Source organism: Micromonospora sp. NPDC049175, assembly GCF_043197345.1.
GTDB lineage: Bacteria > Actinomycetota > Actinomycetes > Mycobacteriales > Micromonosporaceae > Micromonospora.
In genome coordinates this window covers 262,488-286,455 of the sequence record NZ_JBICSY010000004.1, presented here as the reverse complement: position 1 = coordinate 286,455, position 23,968 = coordinate 262,488, and the positions used below count along the sequence as shown (strand labels likewise).

The following is a 23,968-nucleotide window of genomic DNA, read 5'->3' as shown; positions in this document are numbered from 1 at the left end:
ACGCCGACGCGGCGGTTTCCGACGCCGTACCGGCGGAGTTGGGGGTTATCCCTCATGACCGGAGGGTCAGTCGGTGCCGGCACCGACAGACGCCCCGGCTTCCTCCAGGTAACCGAGCGGTGGACCGAGCAGCCGCTCGATGGTGTGCGCGTCGGTGAGCAGGCGAGGCGAGGCCGCTCTCCGCCGGGTCAGCGCCCGTTCCAGGCGGCTCAGAACGCTCCGGTCGGCATCGTCCAGACCGGACACGGACTGCTCGTCGGGCAACACCTCGCGCAACAGTACGGCCGTCGTCGGGATGCCGACGCGATCCGCCGCCACCGCTCCCTCACGGACGGCGAGCACCTTGAACCGGGCCCCGGCCAGGAACACCGCCTCGTCCAGATCCTGCTGTTCGGCAAGCGCGCCGGCCTGCCGCGCCGTACGCGACCAGACCAGGTAGTCGACGTCGGCACCCTCCACGGCGAGGTCGGTGGCGCCGCTGACACTGCGGAAGCCGGGCTCCACCAGCAGGCCACCCTCGGGGTAGAGGTGCCGCGCCTGGTCGGCCACCCGACCCTGGCAGAGCATGGCCCGGCGGTACGGCGGGAGGCGACGCAACCCGGACACCAGGCACGGCAGGTAGCCGGGCAGGGTCGGTGCCCGCCCGGCCCGCAGTCCCGCGTTGAGCCGGGCCGCCCCCGCCTCCGACCGGCCGAAGAAGACGTGCACGGCGACGAAGTCCGTCTTCGCCGACGCGGAGATGCCCTGGCGCAACGCGGGCCACGCGGCCAGTGCGGCGTTGACGGTGGTGATCGAGTCGGTGAAGGCCGGGCCGAGGCTGGCAGCGAGGTCGCGCTGTTCCGCTGCGGTGCTCGCCCGGTCCTCGACGGGGTCCGCCACGGCCGGCGCGTAACGGTGCACCGCGCGCCCGCCGGGGTACGTGGCAGGCGCGCCTCGAAGCGAGGGGGTGAGCGCTCCTTCGCCTGCCGAGGTGGGGGCACTGGCGACAACCGGGCGTTCGGGCTCGCCCAGGTACGGCCCGGAGCTGGTGATCACCGGTGGCGGACCGGCGGCCGGTCGAGGCGGGGGTGAGGGCTCGCCGGTCAGATCCTGCACGGCCGGTTGGCCGCCGGCGCCCGGCAGCGCCTCGGCAGCGGCCGCCGACCGTCTCGTGACCGGCAGGGACTCCACACGCCGCCGCGCGCCGGCGGCCGGCGCCGCCGGATCCACGAACTGGTGCACGGCCCCGGCTGCCACGGCCGGCTCCGCCGAACGTTGCGCCGCCCTGGCCGGATCCACGAACTGGTGCGCGGTCGCCGGCGGCCAGCCCCGCGCGGGGGCCTCCACCGACGTGGCCGCGACCGCCGCCGTCGGCGGACGCGGTGACAGCGGCACCGCAAGCGTCGCCTGGTTCGCCACGCTGCTCCGCCGATCGGTCGCCACGGAAGGCTGACCGGTGCCCGTCGCCGAGGTCGCCCGGACGTCCACCGGCAGCCCCGCGAGGGGTGCCGCCTCGGCGCGCAGCGCCGCTTCCAGGCGTACCCTCGTCGCCTCGCCGGTCTGCCCCACCAGGGTGAGGCCCGGTGCTCCGCCGGCCGCGACGAGCATCCGGCACAGTTGGTCTACGAGCCGATCGGAGTCGCGGACGTCGACCGCCAGCACCCACTCGGCGGGGTCGACGAAGGCCATGCCGTCGGGCTGACGGGCACCAGCCGTGCGCAACAGGACGCCGGATGGGACCACCTCGGCGAGCAGGTCCGGCACCATCGCGTGGCGGTAGAGGCGGCTGCTGGCGCGTACCCAACCGTCACTCAGCACGGGTGGTGACTGGCCGGATGCCCGTCGGTGCTGGCCCGGCTCGGGCACCCCGATGGGCTCGGCGACGGCGGCCGATTCGTCGAGGGCCGCCGCGAGTGCGGTCACCCAGTCGGCGCGCGGCGGCGGTGCCGTCGGGTCGAGCAGTGCGGTCTCGATCCGAACGATCGTCCTCGCCGGCAGACCCGCGAAGATCCCGGCGAGCGACCAGGGATCCGGTGGTGGCTCGCCGACATGGCGCAGGAGCAGCGTCGGCCGGTATCGGTCCACCGGCATGTCGTAGGCCGGGTCACCCACCGCGGCGGGTGCGGCGGCCGAGGCACGCAGAAGCACTCCGGCGGGGACGGGGTCGGCCACCAACCCGGGCAGCACCACGGCCTGGTCCGGCAACGCCGGCTCCCAGGACGGGGCCGGGTAGCGGTTGCCGACCACCGGGCTGCTGACGCCCGGCCGGAAGGACCGCCAACCCCAGGCGCCCGTGCCGCCCGCCGCGTAGAGGGTGCCGTCCGGTGTGGCGTGTACGGGACCGTCCGGGGCGAGCAGTTCGACGCCGGTGCGGGCCGCCAGCCGGGTCAGCCAGGAGGCGTACGCCTCGTCCGGCCGGCCGAGGCCGCTCGCGGCCACCCAGACCCGTCCGACGCCCCACTCCTGGGCCGCGTCCTCGACCACCCCGCGCAGTACGCCACCGCAGGCGGCGCTGCGCACGGCGCGCTCGGAGGTCAGGACCAGCACGTCGTCGGACGCCGCGACGGCGGTACGCACCAGCTGCCACAGCAGCGACGGCGGATCGTCCCCGTGTGAGATCACCGCGGCCGAGCCGTGCCACTCCACGAAGAGTTCGTGGCCGGGGGGCGGTGCGACGCGGACCGGTCGGCGGAGCCAGCGCGGCGACCACAGCAGCGCCATCGGCCTCGGCCCCCCAGTTCGTCGGAGTCTCGCACCAGCCGCACCCCGATGTGCTGAGACTGACGCACGGCCACGGCCACGGCGTCGGCCGCCGGCCGGCGGTGTCGGTTCCGGGGGAAATCCCCCGCCAGCGGCCAGACCGCCGGAGGCTCGTGCGGCAGCTCGGTCAGGAGTGGCGGACAGCCGACATCGCCGCACACGCTTGCCGACTGTGACCATGGAGTCACCACGCGCACACTCCTCTCCGACATGTTCCCGTCGAATGGAGGAATAGATGCGTCTCCGATCGTTCGTCACCGCGGCACTGGCCGCCGTCCTGGCCGCCGGCGCGCTCGTGCCGGCGGCGCCGGCCGCGGCGGCCACCGCCGACCGCTGGGGCTTCGCGTACGTCAAGGACCCCACCGTCGCGGTCTGGACCGTGCTGGACACCAGCCGGCAGTGGGGTAGTTGGAAGACCGCGTTCCCGGCCGCCTGGGCCACCGGCATCAAGCTCGCGCCGGGCCGGTTCCAGGTACGGTTCCCGCAGGTGGGCGCCGGCGCGCGGGGCGTGCCGCACGTGACCCCGGTGAACCGGACCGGGCACTACTGCGAGGTGGTTCGCTGGTTCCAGTCCGGCGTCGACGAGATCGTCGACGTGCAGTGCCACAAGCCGGGTGGCACACGCGACGACACCCCGTTCACAGTGCTCTGGACGACCAGCTCCGGCGTGCTGCCGGCCGGCACCTCCCACGCGTACGTGCAGTGGAGCAGCGCCCTGGTGGCGCAGTCGTACAACTCCACGGGCGCGGTGAACACGGCCGGACCGGTGGGCGTCGGGCAGTACCTGGTGCGGCTGCCCGGGGTGGGGCTGGCCGGGGTGCTCGCCGGCAACGTGCAGGTCACCGCCGTGCAGCCGAACGCGGGCCCGCGTCGGTGCAAGGTCTACTCCTGGAGCGCGGTCGGCACCGGCGTGCAGGTGTACGTCTTCTGCTACGACCAGGCCGGCGCGTTCGTCAACACCGACTTCGTCCTCTCCTACCACCGTCGGCGGCCGGTGATCGGCTCGCTGGCGCCACCGTCGCACTTCGGTTACCTCGGTACCGCCGTGGGCGGTCCGACAAACGACAACTCGGTGCTCGGTGTCGGCGCGAACACGGTGGCGCCGCTGGCGCCCGCCGGTCGCTACCTGGCGACCTTCCCGCAGGTCGGTCTCAAGGAGACACACGTCCAGGTGGTCGCGCAGGGCGCCGGCAGCAATTACTGCCACCTCACCCAACCCTGGCCGTACGCCACGAACGCCGACGTCGACGTGATCTGCTTCGACAACGCCGGCGTGGTCACCCCACACCGTTTCCTGGCCACCTTCACCTCCCGGCTCTGACGCCGGACCGGACCGGCGGTGGCCGTCCCCAGGTCGCCGCCGGGCCCGGCGGCGGCCTTCGGGTCATCGGCGGGTCAGGGCGTCCAGCGCACGCCCGGGTTCACCCGCCCGGACCAGTCGAAGACGGCCATGTTGTCCCACTGGTTTCCGGTGCCGTTGATGTTGGCCGGGTCCCAGCCGTTGCCACGGACGGCGTACCAGGTCGGTTCCCAGTAGAAGACGCCGACGGCCCCCGCGTTGCGGGCCGTGTTCTGGACCCAGTCGAACTCCTGGGCCTGCCCGGACCAGGTGGCGCTGATGCCGTCACACGTCGCGTTGCCGATGGCGTTCGGCTCGCTGTCGGCGTTGTCGCGGGTGAAGGGGTACGCGGTCTCCGCGATCACCACCGGCTTGCCGTAGCGGCCGCGCAGGTCGACGATTGCGTTGTAGAGGTTCGCCAGGGTGCCGTGCCACATGCAGTAGTACGACAGGGCCGTGATGTCCCACTGCACACCCTGGGCGCGGATGCCGTCGTAGAACCACCTGGCGTTGGCGGTGCTGTCGGCGTTGGCGGTGTGGATCATCACCGGGATGCCGCCGCCACACGCCTTCGTCGCGTTGTAGCCCTGCTTCAGCAGCCCGGCCAGCGGGGCGAAGTCGTTGTTGACGACCTTGCCCTCGTTCCACAGCATCCCGACGTTGATCTCGTTGCCGATCTGCACGCTGTCCGGTGGGGTGCCCTGCCGACCGAGGCTGGAGCAGACGTCGTAGGTGAAGGCGTACACGTCGGTGCCCAGTTGGCTCAGGCTGTGGCCGGCCCAGGCGGCCGGCTTGTACTGCTTGCCGGGGTCGGCCCAGGTGTCGGAGTAATGGAAGTCGATAAGCACTTTGAGGCCCTTCGCCCTGGCCGTCCTCGCCTGGGCCAACACCCTGCTCTTGTTGTTGTAGCCGCTGGCCGGGTTGTTCCAGACACGCAGGCGGACGTAGTTGACGCCGACGGACCTGAGGATGTCCAGTGGGTCGCGGGCCACCCCTCCGGCGTCGTAGTACCTGGCGCCCAGATCCAGGCTGCGCTGCAACGAGGAGACGTCGGCGCCCCGCATGCTGAGCGTGTTCGCGGCGGAGGCGGGCGCGGGCGCGCCGCCGAGCGTGGCGCAGACGACGAGGAGGCCGGCCGTGACCGCCCCGATCAGGGTCCGGGGGCGGCGGTGCGGTGTGGCCGAAGAGGTGTTCACGAGGTAGGACACGGGCGCCGCGATGTCATAGGTCGACGATGCGCCAATCCATCGATGATCGCCAACGTGTCTCACGCCTCGGCCGACCCCACTCGGGCGACGGAGGACGAAAAGGGATAGTCGTCTAGCGCGCGGTGGCGCGGGCGGCCGTGTCGATGAGGTCCGCGACCGGGCCGGGTTGCGAGACCGCCACGGCCTGGGAGGCGGCGACCTCGACTGTGGTGGACCCCGCCCGCTTCGCCAGGAAGCGCTGTAGGTCTGGAGGAATGCCCTGATCCTGGGTGCTGATGAGGGTCCAGGAGGGGATCGTCTTCCAGGCGGCCTTCGTCACGCCCTCCTCCTGGGCGCTCGCCGAGGCGGGCCGCTGCGTCGCCGCCATGATCTCGGCGGTGCCGGGGTCGACGTCGGCCGCGAACACCTCCGGGAACTTGTCCTGCAGGATGTACTGATCCATTGCCGTGCCACCGTCGTCGGAGGGGATTGGCACCATCCTGATCCTGAAGGCGAGCTGGCGGCAGACACCCGTTGACTCGAAGGGAACGACAGACGAATGTCGTTCGATGTCGGACGCCGCGTCAGCGTCCTGCTGGCGATCGCCCTCTCCGCCTTCATCTTCAACACCACGGAGAACCTGCCGATCGGCCTGCTCAATCTGATGTCGTCCGACCTCGGCGTGTCCCTCCCGGCCGCCGGTTTCCTGGTCACCGGCTACGGTCTCGCCGTCGCCATCGTGTCGTTGCCGATGGCGCACCTCACCCGGCACCTGCCCCGCCGTTTCGTGCTCTCCGGCGTGCTTGTCGTACTGGCCGTGGCGACCGTCGGGTCCGTACTCACCGACTCGTACGGCGTCCTGTTGGGTGCTCGCATCGTCGTGGCCGTCGCACAGGCGGTGTTCTGGGCGGTCATGGGTTCGGTGGCGGTGGGGCTGTTCACACCCGCGATTCGCGGCCGGGTCCTCGCCGTGACCTCCGTGTGCGGCTCACTGGCGAACCTGCTCGGCGTTCCCGCCGGCACCTGGCTGGCGCAACACAGCCGATGGCAGCTGCCGTTCATCGTTCTCAGCATCAGCGCGCTCGTCGTCGCCGCCCTCATCGCCGTGCTGCTGCCCACCACCCGACCGGAGGAGAGCCACGCCGCGTTCGGCTCGGCCCCGGACCGCCGGCACTTCGTGGTCGTACTGCTCACCACGGCGGTGGCGATGACCGGTCTGTACACCGGCTTCACCTACATCGGTGAGTTCATCACCGAGGTCGCCGGCTTCCCGGCACGCATAGTGGGCCCGCTGCTGTTCGTCTACGGCGGCGCCGGAATCGTGGGCGTCGTGACGCTCGGCCACCTGCTGGACCGACGTCCGCGCGCGGCCCTGGTGCTCGCGGTCTCCGCGCAGGCGGCGGCAATGCTGCTGCTCTTCCAGTCAGCGGGCAGTCCGGCCCTGGTGATCGCCGGCCTCGCGCTGCTCGGTTGTTCCGCCGCACCCATCTTCACGGCCACCCAGGCGCGCATCCTGCACGTCAGCCCGGGCCGCACGGAGATCGGCTTCGCCGCGAACTCAGCCGCCTTCAACGTCGGCGTCGGCGCCGGCGCACTCGTCGGCGGGGCCGCGCTGTCGGCATTCGGGGTCCGCGGCGCGTTCCTCGTCGGGGCCCTGCTGACCCTCGCCACAGTCGCCCTCCTGCTGGGTGAGCCGTTGCTGGCCTCGGGCCGACGCCGAACGCCCTCCCCCACCGGTCTTGTCGACGCGGGCAGGTCTCCCGAGGGCCGGTGAGCCTCCCCCGCCCCCGTCGCGGGCGTCAGAAGCTGCTGACCAGCTTTACGAACGCCTCGTCGATGGTGGCCGGATCGGTGGCGTCGAAGGCCTTGCCCGACGACGCCTTGGCGATCCGGTCCAGGGTGGCGAAGTCCGAATCGCGGTCGAAGGCGATGCAGAACACCTTCACCGGACGATCCGGGTCCAGGGCCACCTCGGCGAGCAACCCGTCCAGGTCGTTGTCCTGGTTGTACTCGTTCTTGCCGTCGGTCAGCACGACGATCGCGTTGATCCGCTGCGGGTCGTACCTCTCGAGCAGTTCCCGGTGTGCGGCCCGGATCGTCGCGTAGAGGGCGGTGCCGCCGGCGACCTGAAGGCCGGCGATCTTGCTTTTGATCCGCTTCTGGTCGAACTCGCCGAGCGGGACCTCCTCCCGGTAGGGGCGCTTCGGTGGCGGCTCCGAGGAAAACGACCAGAGACCCACCCGGTCCTCGGTGTTGAGCAACGCGAGGCCCTTGCCCGCCGCCGCGGAGGCGACCTGGAAACGGTTACCTGCGGTGCCGACCTGCACGTCCATCGACCCCGAGGTGTCCAGGGCGATCAGGATGTTCGCCTTCTTGCGGAGCGTGCGCCAATCGTCCAGCATCGCGCCGACCACCTGCGGATCCGGGGGCTTGAAGTAGGTGAGTCCGGCGGTGGGCTCGGGGCCGACGCTGGCGAGCAACTCCGCCGAGGCGCGTTGCTGGTGATCCCGGAAGCCGAGGCGGGTGAAGCTCTTCTGCTGGTCGTCCTCAGTCAGGAATTTCTGGAAGTCGGCAGCCGCCGCCTGCTGCCGCCCATCGGCGGAGGGCAGCACCACGAACGGGTGGTCCAGGTTGAACGTGCCCTCCTTCGGATGTACGGCGACCAGCGGCACGTTCGGCCGGCGGCCCCGCTCCTGCCCGTCCTGCCGGGGGCTCAGCGCACCCGAGTTGTAGAGGTCCACCAGCTCCTCCTGCAGGACGATGGCACTCATGTCGCCGGTGCTGCCCGCCCCGCCGGCCAGGTCCGCCTCGGCGAGGCTGCGCAGCAGGTCCACCGAGTCGTCGCTGTAGTGCGACACGTTGGCCTCGATCCGCCTGACGAACTGGGTGACCGCGGGGTTGGCCAGATCGGCGCGGGTCAGGTCGCTGGACAGTTGCGCGGCCGCGTAGTAGGTGGCGATGGTCGCCGCCAGCCCGGAGGTGGACAGGTTCGGGTTGTCCTTGCCGAAGGTGAAACGGCCCCACTCCGCCTTGCCGAAGCCCGCCCACCCGTCCCGCCCGGAGAGGCCCAGGATCTCGCCCCAGCCCAGCGCCCCGCGCTGGCGTACCAGGTCGGCCTTGGGCTGCGGCATCGCGATCACCAGCGGGCTGTTCGCGATCGACGGGTACTGGGCCGGAGTCTGCGGATCCCGCCCGGCGGCCTGGTCGAGCAGCCGGAGCTGGCCGGTCCAGAGGCTCGACGTCGGCAACCAGACCTGTGGTTGCGGCAGGCCGGTGTTGATCCAGCCGGCGGCCAGCGCCTCGGTGGCCTTGCCCGAGTTCAACGCGCTGACGTGCACCTGGGCGCAGCCGCCGCCATCGATCGACCGGTCCTTGCGGTTGTAGCGTTCGGCCAGGTCGACGAGCAGAGCCGCCTTCTCCGTCGAGGAGTTGACCTCGAGCGTGGTGGTGCAGTCGGCGTCGCGCTGCCGGACGACCACGAACGCCCCGGCGATGACCACCAGCCCGGCGGTGACGGCGGCGGTGTACGGCAACCACTGCCGCGTACGCGTGGCGGGTGGGGGCATCGGGACGTCCTCCTCGGCGGGCGGGGCGATGGCAGTCAACCTATCGATCCGGCGCCAGCCGCCGACCCCGACCCCGGCGCACCTGTCACAGCCGGTCGGACCGCCCCCCGATCGCCGTCGCGACCAGCAGCCGGACCAGGTAGACCACGACGAAGGCGACCGCCCCGACCGCGGCGGCCGGGCCGACCGCGCTGGACGCGACGTAACCGGCGGCGGCGCCGACCGAGCCGAGGAAGAGCGCGGTCGAGATGCCCCAGGCGTCCGGGGCCTCCCGACGCAGCCGCCGCAACGCGCCACCGCCGCGCTCCGTCACCTGCGGGTATCCCGGCTGCGTCGGCGCCGGCGGGTAAGCCGGCTGGGTCGGCGCCTGCGGGTATCCCGGCTGCGTCGCCACCGGCTGGTATGCCGGCTGGGTCGGCGCCTGCGGGTACGCCGGCTGCGTCGCCACCGGCTGGTATCCCGGCTGCGTCGGCGCCTGCGGGTATGCCGGCTGCGTCGCCACCGGCTGGTATCCCGGCTGGGTCGCCGCCGGCAGGGGTACGGGCTGGGTCGGCTGGACCTGGGTCGGTATCCGCGGCTGCGTCGGGCGCGGCGGCGCTGCCGTCGGCGTGACCGGGGGCAGCGGGTGGTTCGGTGTCGGCGCGCCCGCGGTCTCGTTGCCGACCTCGAGCAGGCTCTCCCGAGGGAGCGGAGCGGCGACCCTGCCGTCCTGCCGGAGCAGCCGCACCAGCACGCGCTCGGCGGCCGGCCGGTCCGCCGGATCCTTGGCCAGGCACTCCCGGATCAGCTCGTCCAGCACGGGCGGCAACGCGGGCAGCTCGGGCGGATCGTTCAGCACCCGGTGCATCACGGCGAAGAGCGAGTCGTTGCCGAACGGCGGCCGACCACCGGCGGCGAAGGCGATCGTGGCCGCCCAGGCGAAGACGTCGCAGGGTGGACCGACCGCGTCGTTGCGGAACCGTTCGGGCGCCATGTACGCGGTGGTCCCCATGACCCGGCTGGTCGCCGTGTCGGTGACGCCCAACGCGCGGGCGATGCCGAAGTCGATCACCCGGGGACCGTCCTCGCCCAGCACCACGTTGTCCGGCTTCAGATCGCAGTGCACCACGCCGGCACTGTGGATCGCCGCGAGCGCGGTCACGGTGCCGACCGCGAGCCGGTGCAGGGCGTTGCCGGTCACCGGACCGCGCTCGCGGACGTGCCGGTGCAGGGTCAGGCCCTCGATGAACTCGCTGACCACGTAGGGCCGATCACCGTCCACCTCGGCGAAGAGCACCTGCGCGGTGCAGAACGGCGCGACGCGGCGTGCGGCGGCGATTTCCTTCACGAACTGCGACCGCGCCCGTGGATCACTCAGATCGACGTTCACCATCTTGACCGCGACCCGGTCACCGGCGTCGTCCTCACCGAGATAGACGACCCCCTGACCACCCGCGCCCAGCCGCCCGACCAGCCGATAGGGGCCTGCGGTGACCGGGTCGTGCGTCCACAGTTTCGCCAACCCCGGCACCGGCGCGCCGGCCAGCTCTGACATCCCGACTCCATACGTGTCGCGCCCGGCCACCGGCGGCGCAGGACACGGCCATCGTGCCATGTCCACCGCCGGTGGCCGAGGACGGAAAGGGAACCTACGCGCGTGGCGGCGCCGTCGAGCCCCGGATCCGCAGTGACGGGCTGATGACGATCCGGTGGGTGGGGCGGTCGGGGTCGACGAGCCGGTCGGCGACGAGGCGCACGGCGGCCCGTCCGATCGAGCGTCGGGGCGGTCGGACCGCGGTCAGCGGCGGGCTGAAGAGGCCGGCGACCTCGTCGTCGTACGCCACGATGGACAGGTCACCGGGGACCGAGAGGTGCCGCTCCTCGCAGTGCTGCACCAGCGCGATGGCCTCGGCGTCGGCGTGCACGAGCAACGCCGTCGTCCCGGTCGCCCGGCACCTGTCGAGCACGTCGTTGAGGACGGCATCTCGCTCCGGTGACCGCGCGTCGGGTGCCACGGCCACCACCGTGGCGTCCGAGTCGAGGCCGCACTCGGTCGTGGCGTCGAGCCAGCCGCGCCGCACGTGCTGGCTGGTGGGGCTGTTGGCGTCGAGCACGAGGCCGACCTTGCGGTGTCCGAGCGAGGTGAGGTGGCGTACGGCCATGGCCGCGCCGAGCGCGTGGTCGGTGACCACCGACTCCATGACCGCGTGGTGGCTGCCCACCGTGGCGGTGCGTTCCAGCAGGACGACCGGGACGCCGACCTGGTCGAGCCAGTCGATGGTGCGCTCGGCGCTCGGCGCGTCCATGCTCGGCGCGATGATGAGCCCGTCGACGTCCATCCGCTCCACCAGGCGGGCCAGTTGCGGCTGGTCGTCCTCGGTGTCGTAGGAGGAGCCGCGCAGAACCACGCGCATGTCGAGCTCCCGGGCGGCTCCCTCGACCCCGCGCGCCACGTCCGGCCAATAGTAGTCCAACGAGGGCACGAGCATGCCGAGGGCGCGCCCGACTAGCGGGTCCAGGCCGGCGGCCGGTGCCTCGTCTGCTGCCGGGACGTCGTCGGGCAGGATCAGGGCGACCCCGCCGTGGACGCGGCGCACCAACCCCTCGGCGGCCAACTCGGCGATGTCGCGCCGGATGGTGACCGGCGCGGCGCCCAGCGCGTGGGACAGGTCGGAGACGCGCATCGAGCCGTCGCGGTGCAGGGCTGCCAACAGTTGCTGGCGGCGGACGACCTGAAGCGGCCCGCGGGAGGACTCCGCCGTGGTGACGACGGGATTGTCCTTGGTCATGGGGGACCTCCGAGGAACGCTTCGTGCGGTGGGAGCTCTTGCATGATGACGACGAGTTCGCCGGCCGGGCCGAACGCGGTGACGTCGATCGCGAGCCGGGTCAGCTGTTCTCCCCACACGTCGACGAGCAGGGGGTCCGTGATCTGCCGGATCGTCGCGGCGCAGGGCGCCGATGCCGGCTGCCAGCGCAGCCCGAGTCGGCCGGCGCCGTCGGGCGCGGTGACCTCGGCGCGGCCGTCGCCGAGCCGGACCTGGCCGGCGACGAGCAGGTGGACGTGGGTCGGCGGGGCAGCCTGGCCGGGTTCTGGGGGGTCGAACTCCCAGGCGTCGGCGATGACGACCCGTCCACCGTGGCGCTCCAGTCGGGAGCTGCGCCACCAGTGCCGGGCATCCGCGCGCGGGTACGCCCCGGCGAGGTCCAGACGCAACTCGGCGTCGGCGCCGTCGGTCGTGGCGGTGGCGTGCCGGGCGGCGTGGGTGCGGCCGGGCGCCTGCTCGGTGCCGCGGACGCGCGGGACGTTGTGCCAGTCACCGCGCATGGTCCAGATGTCGTACCGACCGGGGCCGAAGGTCTGCGCCGTGTAGGTGGGACGCCCGGCGTCGACGATCACCGGCACCCCGTTGAGGGCCACCACGAAGCTGCCGACGTCGTTGTGGTTGTGGTGTTCGCCGTTGTGTCCGCCCTTGACCGCCAGGGTCAGCCCGTCGGGACTGCCGGCCGCCGCGCGGGCGAGCAGCACCTGCACGGAGGGCAGCCACACGTCGCGTGGCAGCGGTGGTGACGCCGGGGTGGCGGAGATCCACGCCGGGTCGGTCAACGCCAGCAGCAGCCGGCCCAGGCCGTGTGCCTCGTCCGCGACGGGCGCGTCGGGACGGCGGTGCGCCGCGGCGTGCGCCAACGCGTCGGAGTCCTCGACCCGGCGGGCGGCCCGGTGCAGGGCGTGCCAGGGCTGGCCCCCGGAGGGTCGGGCCGAACCGTCGGCGTGGTTGAGGTACCAGTCGCCGCCCAGGTGCATCCGGTGTGGGAAGGCGACGGTGTGCCGCAGGGCGTCGGCCGGCACGCCGTCGAGCGCGCCACCGGTGGCGTGGGCGAGCAGGTCGAGTGCCTCGTGGGCCCGACACGCGCCGTTCCACCAGTAGCCGTAGCCCTCGTCGATGGCGCCGTCGGCGGGCAGCGACGCCACGTACCTGTCGAGCCCCTCGATGACCAGGTCGACCAGCCCGGCGCGCCGGCCTGGGTCCTCCACCAGGCGCAACACGGCGACGAGCACGTTGCCGTGGATCCACGGGTTCCAGTTGTGCACGTCGCCGTCGAGGCCGAGCCAGTGCCAGTCGCGGCGCTGGGCGAACGGTGTGAGCACGCGCCGCTCGACCTCGTGCCGGATCCGGGCCCGCAGGCCGGGGGCGTGCGCGTCGAGCGGCTCGCCGAGCAGGTGGTCGACCCAGGCCAGTTGAGCGGCGACCTCCCCCGCGCCGAGGTCGAGGTAGGGATCGGTCACGGTCGGCAGCACCGCGCCGTGCACGGTGTGGGTGTCGTCGTGCGCCGGCCAGCACCAGCTGCTCTGCTCGCACAGCAGGGTCACGCCGTCGACCACCTCGTCCAGCCAGGTCGGATCGAGGGTGACCGCGGCGAGCACGGTGGCCCGGGTCAGGCGTCGCTGCCGGGCGAAGACCAACTGCTCGTACGCGTCGCGTTCGCCGTCGCGGAAGTACCGGGCGTACTGGTGGGCCAGTGGGAGTGGCCAGGGGGCGGCGAGGTCGTCCTCGGCCCGGCTGCGCAGCTGTCGTAGCGTGGGTGGGTGCGGGTGCGCCCACACGGCACGCTCGCGCGCCGGCGGCACCGGCAACGATCGGTCCGGTGGCGCGAGTGCCCGTGCCAGCAGGTCGGTGCGGTTGCCCGGCCAGGCCGCGGCCAGAGGGCCCGCGAAGCGCTCTGCGACGGTCATGGCCCCTCGGACTGGTAGAGCGAGTCTGAACGATTTTGATCGTATCAGAGCACTTATGGCAGTCGGGGTCCTGCGGGGACGCCCCATCGAGGCCGCAACGTGCGTTCTTTTGATCAGGTGTGTTCACATCGGTCGAGGAGAAGCATTGACTTGCTCTGTTGTGAGCGTTTTACTTCGGAAACCCTGCGGATGCCTGCGCGTCACATTCAGGGGCACGCCCCGCTCGCCACCTTCCACGGAGACGTTTCGATGCGACAGGACCTCGGATGACGTTCGGGACGGCCGGCTGGCCGGCACCGGGGACAGACCCGGCTGCCACCACCGCCGCGACCTGGAGCCGGGACGACTGGTTGGCCCTCGCCGACCGGATGCTCGCCGCCACCCGGCCGTACGCGTCACCCGGGCACGCCCTGGTCACCTTTCCCGGGCCGGAGGGCGGTTACGGGCGGGCCGTCGACGGCCTGGAGGGCTTCGCCCGCACCTTCCTGCTGGCGGGTTTCCGCATCGCCGGTGCCCGGGGAGTGGGCGTGGACGACCTCGTGGACCGGTACGCGGCCGGCCTCGCCGCCGGCACCGACCCGAGCTCTCCGGACCGCTGGGTGCGCCTGGACGAGCACCCCCAGGCCAAGGTGGAGGCCGCCTCCATCGCATTGGTCCTGGACCTGACCCGCCCGTGGATCTGGGACCGGCTGCCGTCGGCGGTGCGGGAGCGGGTGGTGGACTATCTGCGTCCGGCGGTCGGCGACGACACGTACCCCCGGATCAACTGGGTCTGGTTCCGGCTTGTCGTCCAGACGTTCCTGCGTTCGGTGGGCGGGCCGCACTCGCTCGACGAGATGAACGAGGACCTGACCACGCACGACGGCTTCGTCCGTGGGGACGGCTGGATGTCCGACGGGCCGGAGCGCGCCTACGACCACTATGTGGGCTGGGCCCTGCACCTCTACCCGACGCTGTGGGCCCGGATGGCCGGCGCCGCCGACCTGGCCGAGCCGCGCCGCGAACGGGACCTGGCCGGCCTCGACCGCTTCCTGGGCGACGCGGTCGCGCTCGTGGGCGCCGACGGGTCGCCGTTGATCCAGGGGCGAAGCCTGACCTACCGCTTCGCCGCGGCGGCGCCGTTCTGGGTCGGCGCCATCGCCGGCGTGCCCTCGGTCAGCCTCGGCCGGCTGCGCGGCGCGGCCACCCGCATCGTGCGCCACTTCGTCGCCAACGGCGCCCCGGACGAGCGCGGCCTGCTCACCCTCGGCTGGCACGGGCCGTGGCCGCGACTCGCGCAGTCGTACTCCGGGCCGGGCTCGCCGTACTGGGCCTGCAAAGGCCTGCTCGGCATCGCGCTACCCGCCGACCATCCGGTCTGGACGGCCCCGGATGAGCCGCTGCCGGTGGAGGAGCGGGACGCGGTACGGGCGATACACGCGCCCGGCTGGCTGGTCTCCGGCACCCGTGCCGACGGGATCGTCCGCGTCGTCAACCACGGCACCGACCACGCCGTCGAGGGTGCCACCGTCTCGGATTCCCCGCTCTACGCCCGACTGGGTTACTCCACCGCCACCACCCCCGTCCTCGACGACAGCGGCTGGGCCACGCCGCTCGACCAGTCCGTCACTCTCGTCGACGACGCGGGTCGGGTCACCCACCGCGCCGGCATGCGCCTGCTGACCGTGCGCGTCGACGCCGACGGCGTGGGTGTGGCCGGGTCACGTGCCCTCGCCCACTGGGTCGATCCGGATCCGGGTCAGCGCGATCACGGCGGCGGCCTCCGGGGCCGGTCCCGAGCGGCCGGGCACCTCACGGTGTACTCGCTGGTCCGCGGCCCCTGGGAGCTGCGTCTGACCCGCGTCGACGACCTCGCCGACGGCGTCGAGGCCGCTGCGCTGCGGCTGCGCGTCGGCGGCTGGGCCATCGCCGGGGATGCGACGACCGACCTCCGCGGCGGGGTGGCGGCCGTGACCGCCGCCGGCCTGACCAGCAGGCTGGAGAGCGTGCTCGGCGGCGGGACGGCCGGCGTCACCGCCGTCCCGCACGGCGGGCCCCTGGCCGGCGGGCTGGTCGTGCCCTGGCTGGACCACCCCGTCCGGCCGGGCGCATGGGTCGCCGCCCTCACCGAGTTGTCCAGGACGCCGGTGACCACGGGCGGGCAGGCATGCCAGGCCGTGGTCGACGAGGACGGCCACGGCCTCCACCTGGCGGTCGACTGGCCCGACGGGATCAGCACGTCGTCCCGTCTGGACACGGAGCATGCCCGGCCCACCCCAGCGGCCTGGTAGCAGTGCGGGCCCGTCCGGGCCCTTGACCTGAAGGAGAGAGGGATGAAGCGTGCGATACCGGCCGTCATCAGCGCCGCGACGGCCCTGACACTTGTTCTCGCCGGTTGCGGCGGCGGCGACGAGCCAGTCGACCCCAACGCCCCGGTGACGATCACCCTGGCCGGCTGGAGCCTGTCGTCCACGCCGGAGTTCAAGACGCTCGCCGACGGCTTCAAGGCGACCCACCCGAACGTGACGGTGGAGCTCAAGGAGTACGCCCCGGGCAACGACTACGACACCCAGATGATCACGGACCTGGCGGCCGGCACCGCCCCGGACGTCTACGTCATGAAGAACCTCAAGAACTTCTACACGTACCAGAGCGGTAGCCAGCTGCTCGACGTCTCCGACGCCGCCTCCGGTCTCGGCTCGACCCCCGGGCTCGCGTCGTACCAGGTGGACGGCAAGGCGTACGCGGTGCCGTACCGGCAGGACTCGTGGGTGTTGTTCTACAACAAGGACCTGTTCGCCAAGGCGAAGGTGACGCCGCCGGACGGCAGTTGGACCTGGGACGACTACACCGACGCGGCGAAGCGACTGCACACCGGGCTGAAGGGGGCCGGCTCCAACGCGACAGGCGCCTACCAGCACACCTTCCAGTCGACGGTGCAGGGATTCGCGCTCGCCCAGACCCCCAACGCGGACCTGCTCTCCGGGGACTTCGGCTTCCTCAAGCCGTACTACGAGAAGTCACTGGACCTGCAGGCGTCCGGCGCGCAGCCGACGTTCGGCACGGCGAAGACCAACAAGCTCACCTACCAGGCGCAGTTCGGCAAGCAGCAGTCGGCGATGCTGCTGATGGGCACCTGGTACGTGGCCACGCTGCTCAACCAGCGAAAGACCGGTGACGCCGACAAGTTCCAGTGGGGCATCGCGCCGGCGCCCCAGTTCGACAAGTCCACCACCGGCACCTCGGCCACGCCTGTCACCTTCGGTGACCCGACCGGCCTGGGGATCAACCCGAAGATCAGCAAGTCCAAGACCGCCGCGGCCAAGGACTTCCTCAAGTACGCGGCCGGCCCGGAGGCCGGCAAGGCGCTGGCCGGGATCGGCATCACCCCGGCCCAGGTCACCGACGCGGTCACCACGTCGCTGTTCGGGCTGGACGGCGTACCGCAGGACGAGCTGTCGAAGTTCGCCTACTCGAAGCACACCATCAAGCCGGAGAACCCGGTGTCGAAGCACACCGCCGGTCTGCAGAACCTCCTCAACGAGACGCACTCGGCGATCCTCTCCGACAGCAAGGGCGTCGACGAGGAGCTGAGCAAGGCGCAGACCCGCGCCAAGAACGAAGTCCTCAACCAGTGAGCTGATGGCGGGCCCGGCGCGCCTGAGCCGCACGCCGGTCCCGCCCTCATGCTGAACGCTTCCGGAGACTCCCTATGGCAACATTGCCGCGCACGAGACCCAGGAACCGGCGGCTGGTGTCGCGCAACACGGTCGCCGGCTGGTCGTTCATCCTTCCCAACTTCCTCGGCTTCGCCCTGCTCACCCTGCTACCCGTCGTCGTGCTGTTCTACGTGGCGTTCACCAACTGGAACGTCTTCGGGGTGGCCGAGTGGACCGGCACCGCGAACTTCCGGCGGATGTGGGACGACTCGAGCTTCTGGACCGCACTGCGCAACACCGTCTACTACGCCGTCTTCCACATCCCGCTGACCCTCGCGGCGGCACTCGGGCTGGCGCTGCTGCTCAACCGCAAACTGCGCGGCGTACGGTTCTTCCGCACCATCGCCTTCTTCCCCTACATCACCTCGATCGTGGCGATCGCTGTCGTCTGGAACCAGCTGTTCAGCCCGGAGTACGGCCCGATCAACGCTCTCCTCGGCGCCCTCGGTGTGGACAATCCGCCGGGCTGGACCGCGTCGGCGACCTGGTCGATGCCGGCGGTCATCATCGTCGGCACCTGGCGGTACATGGGCTACTACATGCTGCTGTTCCTGGCCGGCCTACAGACCATCCCGGCCCAGCTCTACGAGGCGGCCGAGACCGACGGCGCCTCACCGTGGCAGCGGTTCGTGCACGTGACCCTCCCCGGGTTACGCACCACGACCTTCTTCGTCACGGTGCTGCTCACCATCGAAAGCTTCAAGGTCTTCGACCTCATCCTCGTGATGACCGGCGGCGGACCGGGCCAGTCGACACTCGTGCTCTCGCAGTACATCTACCAGAAGGGCTTCGAGGAGAACCAGTTCGGCTACGCATCGGCGGTCTCCATCGTCCTGTTCGCCATCTGCTTCGGCATCACGGTCATCCAGTTCATGGTCAACAAGCGGAGGAACAGCTGATGACCGCGACCGACCTCTCCCTGCCCACCCCGGCCCTCGCCGCGCCCGGCAACCGCGCGCCCCGCCGACGGGTCCGGTCCCTGGGCGGGCGGCTCCTCGGGTACGCCGCCCTGGTGCTCGCGGCGGCCGGGCTGCTGCTGCCGTTCTTCTGGATGGTGGTGGCGTCGTTGAAGACGAACAACGACGTCTTCACCATCCCGATCACCTGGCTTCCCGATCCGGTGGTGTGGCGCAACTACGTCGACATCTGGCAGCGCTCGGACATGACGACGTGGTTGTGGAACACCCTGCTGCTGTCGGTGATCGTCACCTTCCTGCAGGTGCTCACCGGCAGCTTCGCGGCCTACGGCTTCGCCCGCGTCCGCTTCCCCGGCCGCAACCTGCTCTTCCTGGCGTACGTCGGGACGATCGCGGTGCCCTGGCAGTCGTACATGATCCCGCAGTTCATCCTCATGTCGAAGCTGCACCTGGCGAACACGCTGTGGTCGATCGTCGCGATCCAGGCGTTCGGCGCGATCGGCGTGTTCCTGATGAAGCAGTTCTACGAGACGATCCCCGAGGAACTCAGCGAAGCGGCGCGTGTCGACGGGCTCAGCGAGTACGGCATCTACCGGCGGATCATTCTGCCGTTGTCCCGGCCGGCGCTCGCCAGCCTGGCCCTGCTGATGTTCACGACCACCTGGAACGACTACCTCGGCCCGCTCGTCTACCTGCGCAGCCCGGAACTGCGCACCATCCAGTTGGGGCTGAACACCTTCATCTCCCAGTACAACGCCGAGTACGCGCTGATCATGACGGGCTCGGTGCTGTCCGTGCTGCCCGTCGCCGTCATCTTCCTGCTCGGCCAGCGCTACTTCATCGAGGGCGTCGCCTCGACCGGACTGAAGGGTTGAGGCCCGTGCGTTCGCGCCACCACACCATCACCGCCGTCTTCGACGGGGTCTACGTCGCGCTCACCACCAACCTGCTGCTGGTGCTCGGATGCCTGCCACTGGTGACGCTCGCGTTCACCACCGACGCGGCGCGGTCCTGGCCGCTGTACGCGCTGACCGCCCCGCTCTGCGCGCCCGGGCTCTGCGCGGCCTTCGCGGTCATGTCCGCCTACTCGGCCGGCGACACCGGCGGCGTGCTGCGCACCTACGGCCGCGCCTGGCGAGCCACCGCCCGGCCGGCGATGCTCTGGACGGCGGCGGCCATTACCGCCCTGGTGGTACTCGCCGTCGACGCCCGTGCCGCGTGGGGCCACCGGGTCGGGGCACTTGCCCTGCCGGTGCTGGCGACCCTGATCGTCCTCACCGTCGCGACCGCGCTGCTCGGGTTGGTGACCCTCGCCGACCGGCCCACCGCGCGGTTGCGCGAGGTGGCCCGCACCTGCGTGTACCTGGCGGTGCGTCGGTGGTACCTCACCGCCGTGTCCCTGCTCGTGCTCGTGCTGCTCGCCCAACTCCTGGCGGCCCGCCCCGCGATCGCGCTCGGCCTCGCCGCCGCGCCGCTGCTCTACGTCGTCTGGGCCAACAGCCGCTTCACCCTGCGCGCCGCCCTCGACCCACCGACGGCCGCACCCCAGCGCGCCTGACCCACACGTCCCGGCCACCGAGCCGGGACGCCGATGACACACCCGCCCGGCACCGGACCGGACCCACGAGGGAGAACAGCATCCATGACGGCGACCGACGTCCGTCCCAGCTCCGACGCAGAGGCCACGGCGGCCGCGGTGGCCGCCGCGATACGTACCGTCGAGGCGAACATCGCCACCTTCGGCGACCGGTACCCCGCGGACACCACCGACGCCAACAGCTACCCGCTGCGGCCACCGAGCGCCGGCCAACCCGAGGGCGCCAACGTCGGCTGGACCACCAGCTTCTGGCCCGGCCAGCTCTGGCTGGCCCACGACCTGACCGGTGACGACCGCCACCTGCGGGCCGCGCTGTCGCACGTGGACAGCTTCGCAGATCGGGTGGACCGCGGCGTCGACCTGGACACCCACGACCTCGGGTTCCTCTACACCCTCTCCTGCGTCACCCCGGCCCGCCGTACGAACGATCCGCGGGCCCGAGGCGCGGCTCTCGCCGCCGCCGACCACCTGATGACGCGCGTCCTCGAACCGGCCGGAATCATCCAGGCCTGGGGCGACCTGAACGACCCCCGCCAACGGGGCCGCACCATCATCGACAGCCTCATGAACACGCCGCTGCTCTTCTGGGCCAGCCAGACCACCGGCGACGACCGTTACGCCGCCGCGGCCGGCCGGCACACCGCGCAACTGCGCCAGCACATCCTGCGTCCGGACGGCACCACCTTCCACACCTTCTACTGGGACACGGCCAGTGGCGCGCCGCTGCGCGGGGAGACCGAGCAGGGCCACGCCGACAACTCCTGCTGGGCGCGCGGGCAGGCGTGGGGCATCTACGGGTTCAGCCTCAACCACCGGCACCTCGGCGACCCCGCGCTGCTCGCCGCCGCGATGACCTGCGCCGACCGTTTCCTCGCCCACCTGCCCGCGGACCGCGTCGCGTACTGGGACCTGGAGTTCGGCGACGGCAGCGGCCAGGAGCGGGACAGCTCGGCCGCGGCCATCGCCGTCTGCGGCCTGCTCGAACTCGCCGACAACCTCACCGACCCGACCAGCGCCGGCCGGTACCGGGCGGCGGCCGCCGAGATCCTGCGCTCGCTCATCGACCACTACTCCACCGGCGGCCGGCCGGGCTCGAACGCGCTGATCCTGCACGGCGTCTACGACAAGCCCAAGGACGTCGGCGTCGACGAGGGAACCCTGTGGGGCGACTACTTCTACCTGGAAGCCCTCACCCGCGCCACGATCCCCGGCTGGACCAGCCCCTGGTGAGCACCCTGACCGACCCGCACCGCCCCGCATCCTGTGAAAGGTGACCATGGACTACCGCTACCACTGCACCATTCCCGCCGCCGAGGGCCGGAACACGCTGCCCGTCAATCCCTGTCGGCTGCTGGACTTCACCCTGCTGCGGCTGTCGGCCGGTGAGTCCTGGACCGGCGAGTCCGGTGACCGGGAGATCCTGGCCGTCATCCTCGGCGGCACCGCCAACTTCACCGTCGCCGACCACCATTTCCCGCAGGTCGGCAGCCGCCCGGACGTGTTCTCCGGCAAGCCGCACTCGGTCTACCTCCCGGCCGGCTCCTCGATCACCGTCGAGGCCGTCACCGACGTGGAGATCGCCCTCCCCAGCGCCCCCAGCGACCTGGCCACCGACCCCTACGTCATCGCGCCGGAGCAGGTCGCGACCGGCCGTTGGGGTGCGGCCAACTTCGGCCGCGACTACCACCAGATCCTCACCGAGGTCGCCCAACCGGACCTGCCCGCGCGTCGGCTCATCGTCGGGGAGACCTACACGCCCTCGGGCAACTGGAGCACCTACCCGCCGCACCGGCACAAGGTCGACGACCTGCCCGCCGAGGCCGCACACGAGGAGATGTACTACTACCGCGTCAACCCGGCGGACGGGTTCGGCATCAGCCGGGTCTACACCGACGAGGGGTACGAGGAGAACGTCACCATCCGCGAGCATGTGATGCAGATGATGCCCGAGGGCTACCACACCGTGGTCAGCGCACCCGGTTACACCACCTACTTCCTGTGGTTCCTGGCCGGCACACAGCGCACCCAGGGTGCCCGCGAGGACGCCGCCCTCGCCTGGGTGGGCAAGACCGTGCCGACCCTGCGGAGTCTGGGCCTGTAGCGACGGCCCCGGGTCACGCCTCGGGGTCGCGAACGTCGGTTGCCTCCCGCCCGATCGGCGGGGCGGGAGGCTCCAACGGCGCTCCCCTGCCGCGCAGCATGTCGAGCAGTGCGACCAGGGTCAACACTCCGGCCACCACGCTCAGCCCGGCCATCGGCGACCAGTGGGCCAACGCCGGCGTGACCAGCAGCAGGGCCACCGACCCGAGGACGAGGGCTGGGGACACCCGGCCGAAGATCTCGTACTCCAGGCGCATCCGGGCGACGAGGAAGAGCATCGGACCGCCGATCACGAACAGAAGCCAACCGGGCTGCGGTGGCCCGAACGGGTGGTCGATCACCAACTCGTAGCCGACTGCCGTGACGAGCACGCTGAGCACGATCAGCAGATGCGTCCGTTCCAACACCGTGCCCAGCCGGCCGGGCAGGACCGTCCGCGCCAACGCGTCGGTCAGCAGCAGGCCGGCGCGGTGGAAGTAGATCCGCCAAAGCAGCGCGCTGGTGGCGAACGCGACCGCGAAGGCGGCGGCGCGCCCGGCGGAGTAGTCAGTGCCGCTGAAAACCACGCCGATGACCAGGATCGACTCTCCGAGTGCGATGAGGAACATCTGCTGGTAACGGTCGGCGAGATGGGTTCCCGCGATCCGCCAGCTGCCCACCTTCGAGGCACCGAGCCACGGCAGCGGCCAGCCCAGGATCCAGGCGAGGTAGTCGATCGCGAGCGCGACAGCCCACAGCGGCAGGACAAGCCGGTCCGGACCCACCGCGCCGGCCAGCCACAGCGGCGCGCTCGCCGAAGCCCACACGGCGAGCCGGATCGGCACGAGCCGGCGCGGGTGACCACGCAGCGCGGCGGCGACCACAAGCGGCCGCACCACCATCACCATCAGGTACGCGGCCGCGAACGGCAGCGCTCGCTCCTCCATGGCGCGTGGCAGGGTCACCGCCATGATCAGGCCGGCGAACATGGTGCCGACCACGACGGCCTGAATGAGCGGCTGCTCCGGTTCGTAGCGACTGGTGATCCAGGCGGTGTGCGACCAGATCAGCCAGAGCGCGAGAAAGAGCAACAGCGTACGTCCGAAGCCGGTGACGAGCGTCCAGCCGGTGTCATCGCCCAGGCTGGCGAATCGTTGCGAGACCCGGGTGAGGGCCACCACGAACGCCAGGTCGAAGAACAGCTCGAGGAACGTCGCGCGGCCCGCGCTGCTGGGAGGACGAAGCAGCTCGGCACCCCGCCCCGCCGCCATCGTCCGCCTCCATCCGCCCCGACGTACCAACGAGCCGGCCGCCGCAGGAGTTGCGTCAGCTCGCTCCCTCGGAGGTGGTCCCGCTCCACGAACGCGTCTGATCGGGTTCGAGGTGCGGCTGCTCGAGGCTCCCGGTGAGCCACCCGTCGAGCCAATCCACGAGAGAGATCCCCTCCGCGTAGAACGAGTGCTCGCCAAGGCCCGAGTTCGGGTCGAAGCCCCACATCATCGCGCCCCGACCCCGGCAGTCGACATACGAGTAGATCGCGCATCCCCAATAGGCGATCGGCAACAGGCCGGCGGGTTCTCGAGGGCTGAGCCGGTCGATCGCCGTACGCCCGAGGTCGTCCGTGCCACCGCCCGCGACGCCCAGCACGGGACCGAAGCCGCCGTTGGCGACCTCCAGGTAGATGCGTCGAAGCAGCGGCGGCAGCGGGTGCCCGAGCACCTGTTCCGCGTCGTCCACCGCCTGCGCGGAGGCAGGCACGAGCCGCGGCAACGGGTCGACGGCGTCGGCTGCCAGCGCGGCACGATGCTCCTGCGACCCCCGCACCACGAGCATCCGGGTGTCCTCGGGCAGGGGACTCACTATCCACGTGCCGTCCGCGTCAAGGTGGCCGGGGTGGATCGACACGTCATCGCTGTAGTCGCGAGCTGCCACGCGAGCGGCGATGCCCCGCAGTACGTCGTCTTCGCGCACCCGCTCAGTATCCCCGCCGGTCGACCCGGCCGATGCCCGCGGGAGGCCAGAGACCGTCCGAGGAGGACCGCCGGGGGCATCACCCGATGGGTACGACCGCCTGCGTCGCCCTGCCGTACTCGCCTGTGCGGAGCGTGGCGTGCCCGCCCACCGACCCCGGG

General features: G+C 71.6%; 18 protein-coding genes. 9 read left to right on the top strand and 9 right to left on the bottom strand.

Translation table 11 applies throughout. From position 1 onward, the window contains the following. Positions 1 to 66: 66 nt before the first annotated feature. Positions 67 to 2,700 (bottom strand): hypothetical protein, encoded by a 2,634-nt coding sequence (locus ACGFH8_RS18485; protein WP_393368343.1) that lies wholly within the window; start codon positions 2,698 to 2,700, stop codon positions 67 to 69. A gap of 274 nt (positions 2,701 to 2,974) precedes the next feature. Here ACGFH8_RS18485 and ACGFH8_RS18480 point away from each other — a divergent pair, with 274 nt between their 5' ends. Further along, positions 2,975 to 4,060 (top strand): hypothetical protein, encoded by a 1,086-nt coding sequence (locus ACGFH8_RS18480; RefSeq protein WP_393368341.1) that lies wholly within the window; start codon positions 2,975 to 2,977, stop codon positions 4,058 to 4,060. A 74-nt stretch (positions 4,061 to 4,134) separates the two neighbouring features. Here the strand turns inward: ACGFH8_RS18480 and ACGFH8_RS18475 are convergent, their stop codons facing one another. Next, positions 4,135 to 5,229, bottom strand: coding sequence for an arabinogalactan endo-beta-1,4-galactanase (locus ACGFH8_RS18475; protein ID WP_393369099.1), 1,095 nt, complete (start codon positions 5,227 to 5,229; stop codon positions 4,135 to 4,137). A 169-nt stretch (positions 5,230 to 5,398) separates the two neighbouring features. After that, entirely contained in the window at positions 5,399 to 5,728 is a 330-nt protein-coding gene (locus ACGFH8_RS18470; RefSeq protein WP_393368340.1) for an alpha/beta hydrolase, read from the bottom strand. Between the two features lie 96 nt (positions 5,729 to 5,824). Here ACGFH8_RS18470 and ACGFH8_RS18465 point away from each other — a divergent pair, with 96 nt between their 5' ends. After that, positions 5,825 to 7,039: an MFS transporter gene (locus tag ACGFH8_RS18465; protein ID WP_393368339.1), complete on the top strand. Its 1,215-nt coding sequence runs from the start codon at positions 5,825 to 5,827 to the stop codon at positions 7,037 to 7,039. A gap of 25 nt (positions 7,040 to 7,064) precedes the next feature. Here the strand turns inward: ACGFH8_RS18465 and ACGFH8_RS18460 are convergent, their stop codons facing one another. The 4 genes from ACGFH8_RS18460 to ACGFH8_RS18445 form a co-directional block, all read right to left on the bottom strand. Beyond that, a complete protein-coding gene (locus tag ACGFH8_RS18460) occupies positions 7,065 to 8,870 on the bottom strand; it encodes an extracellular solute-binding protein (RefSeq protein WP_393368337.1) in 1,806 nt (601 codons plus the stop codon). A gap of 46 nt (positions 8,871 to 8,916) precedes the next feature. Further along, entirely contained in the window at positions 8,917 to 10,365 is a 1,449-nt protein-coding gene (locus tag ACGFH8_RS18455) for a protein kinase (RefSeq protein WP_393368335.1), read from the bottom strand. A gap of 94 nt (positions 10,366 to 10,459) precedes the next feature. Beyond that, positions 10,460 to 11,599, bottom strand: coding sequence for a substrate-binding domain-containing protein (locus tag ACGFH8_RS18450; RefSeq protein ID WP_393368333.1), 1,140 nt, complete (start codon positions 11,597 to 11,599; stop codon positions 10,460 to 10,462). Beyond that, positions 11,596 to 13,545, bottom strand: a complete 1,950-nt coding sequence (locus tag ACGFH8_RS18445) for a heparinase II/III family protein (RefSeq protein WP_393368331.1) — start codon at positions 13,543 to 13,545, stop codon at positions 11,596 to 11,598. Before ACGFH8_RS18445 ends, ACGFH8_RS18450 begins: the two co-directional genes overlap by 4 nt. A gap of 266 nt (positions 13,546 to 13,811) precedes the next feature. Here ACGFH8_RS18445 and ACGFH8_RS18440 point away from each other — a divergent pair, with 266 nt between their 5' ends. From ACGFH8_RS18440 to iolB, 7 genes are all read left to right on the top strand, one after another. Next, positions 13,812 to 15,815, top strand: coding sequence for a DUF2264 domain-containing protein (locus ACGFH8_RS18440; RefSeq protein WP_393368330.1), 2,004 nt, complete (start codon positions 13,812 to 13,814; stop codon positions 15,813 to 15,815). Positions 15,816 to 15,857: 42 nt separating this feature from the next. Further along, the gene (locus tag ACGFH8_RS18435) at positions 15,858 to 17,162 is read left to right on the top strand and encodes an ABC transporter substrate-binding protein (protein WP_393368328.1); all 1,305 of its coding nucleotides are present in this window, start codon (positions 15,858 to 15,860) and stop codon (positions 17,160 to 17,162) included. 116 nt (positions 17,163 to 17,278) lie between these two features. Beyond that, positions 17,279 to 18,142 carry a carbohydrate ABC transporter permease gene (locus tag ACGFH8_RS18430; protein ID WP_393368326.1) on the top strand — a complete coding sequence of 288 codons (864 nt, stop codon included), beginning with the start codon at positions 17,279 to 17,281 and terminating at the stop codon, positions 18,140 to 18,142. Continuing rightward, positions 18,142 to 19,035: a carbohydrate ABC transporter permease gene (locus ACGFH8_RS18425; protein ID WP_393368325.1), complete on the top strand. Its 894-nt coding sequence runs from the start codon at positions 18,142 to 18,144 to the stop codon at positions 19,033 to 19,035. The genes ACGFH8_RS18430 and ACGFH8_RS18425 overlap by 1 nt, the downstream gene beginning before the upstream one ends. Positions 19,036 to 19,040: 5 nt before the next feature. Continuing rightward, on the top strand, positions 19,041 to 19,718 hold the full coding sequence (locus tag ACGFH8_RS18420; protein WP_393368323.1) for a hypothetical protein: 678 nt from the start codon (positions 19,041 to 19,043) through the stop codon (positions 19,716 to 19,718). A gap of 84 nt (positions 19,719 to 19,802) precedes the next feature. After that, positions 19,803 to 20,987 (top strand): glycoside hydrolase family 88 protein, encoded by a 1,185-nt coding sequence (locus ACGFH8_RS18415; protein ID WP_393368321.1) that lies wholly within the window; start codon positions 19,803 to 19,805, stop codon positions 20,985 to 20,987. 46 nt (positions 20,988 to 21,033) lie between these two features. Next, entirely contained in the window at positions 21,034 to 21,858 is an 825-nt protein-coding gene (gene iolB / locus ACGFH8_RS18410; protein WP_393369096.1) for a 5-deoxy-glucuronate isomerase, read from the top strand. Between the two features lie 13 nt (positions 21,859 to 21,871). On the opposite strand, the gene ACGFH8_RS18405 is transcribed toward iolB, so the two are convergent. Both ACGFH8_RS18405 and ACGFH8_RS18400 read right to left on the bottom strand, forming a co-directional pair. Then, entirely contained in the window at positions 21,872 to 23,107 is a 1,236-nt protein-coding gene (locus ACGFH8_RS18405) for a low temperature requirement protein A (RefSeq protein ID WP_393368320.1), read from the bottom strand. 55 nt (positions 23,108 to 23,162) lie between these two features. Further along, a complete protein-coding gene (locus ACGFH8_RS18400; protein ID WP_393368318.1) occupies positions 23,163 to 23,807 on the bottom strand; it encodes an SMI1/KNR4 family protein in 645 nt (214 codons plus the stop codon). Positions 23,808 to 23,968 lie beyond the last annotated feature (161 nt).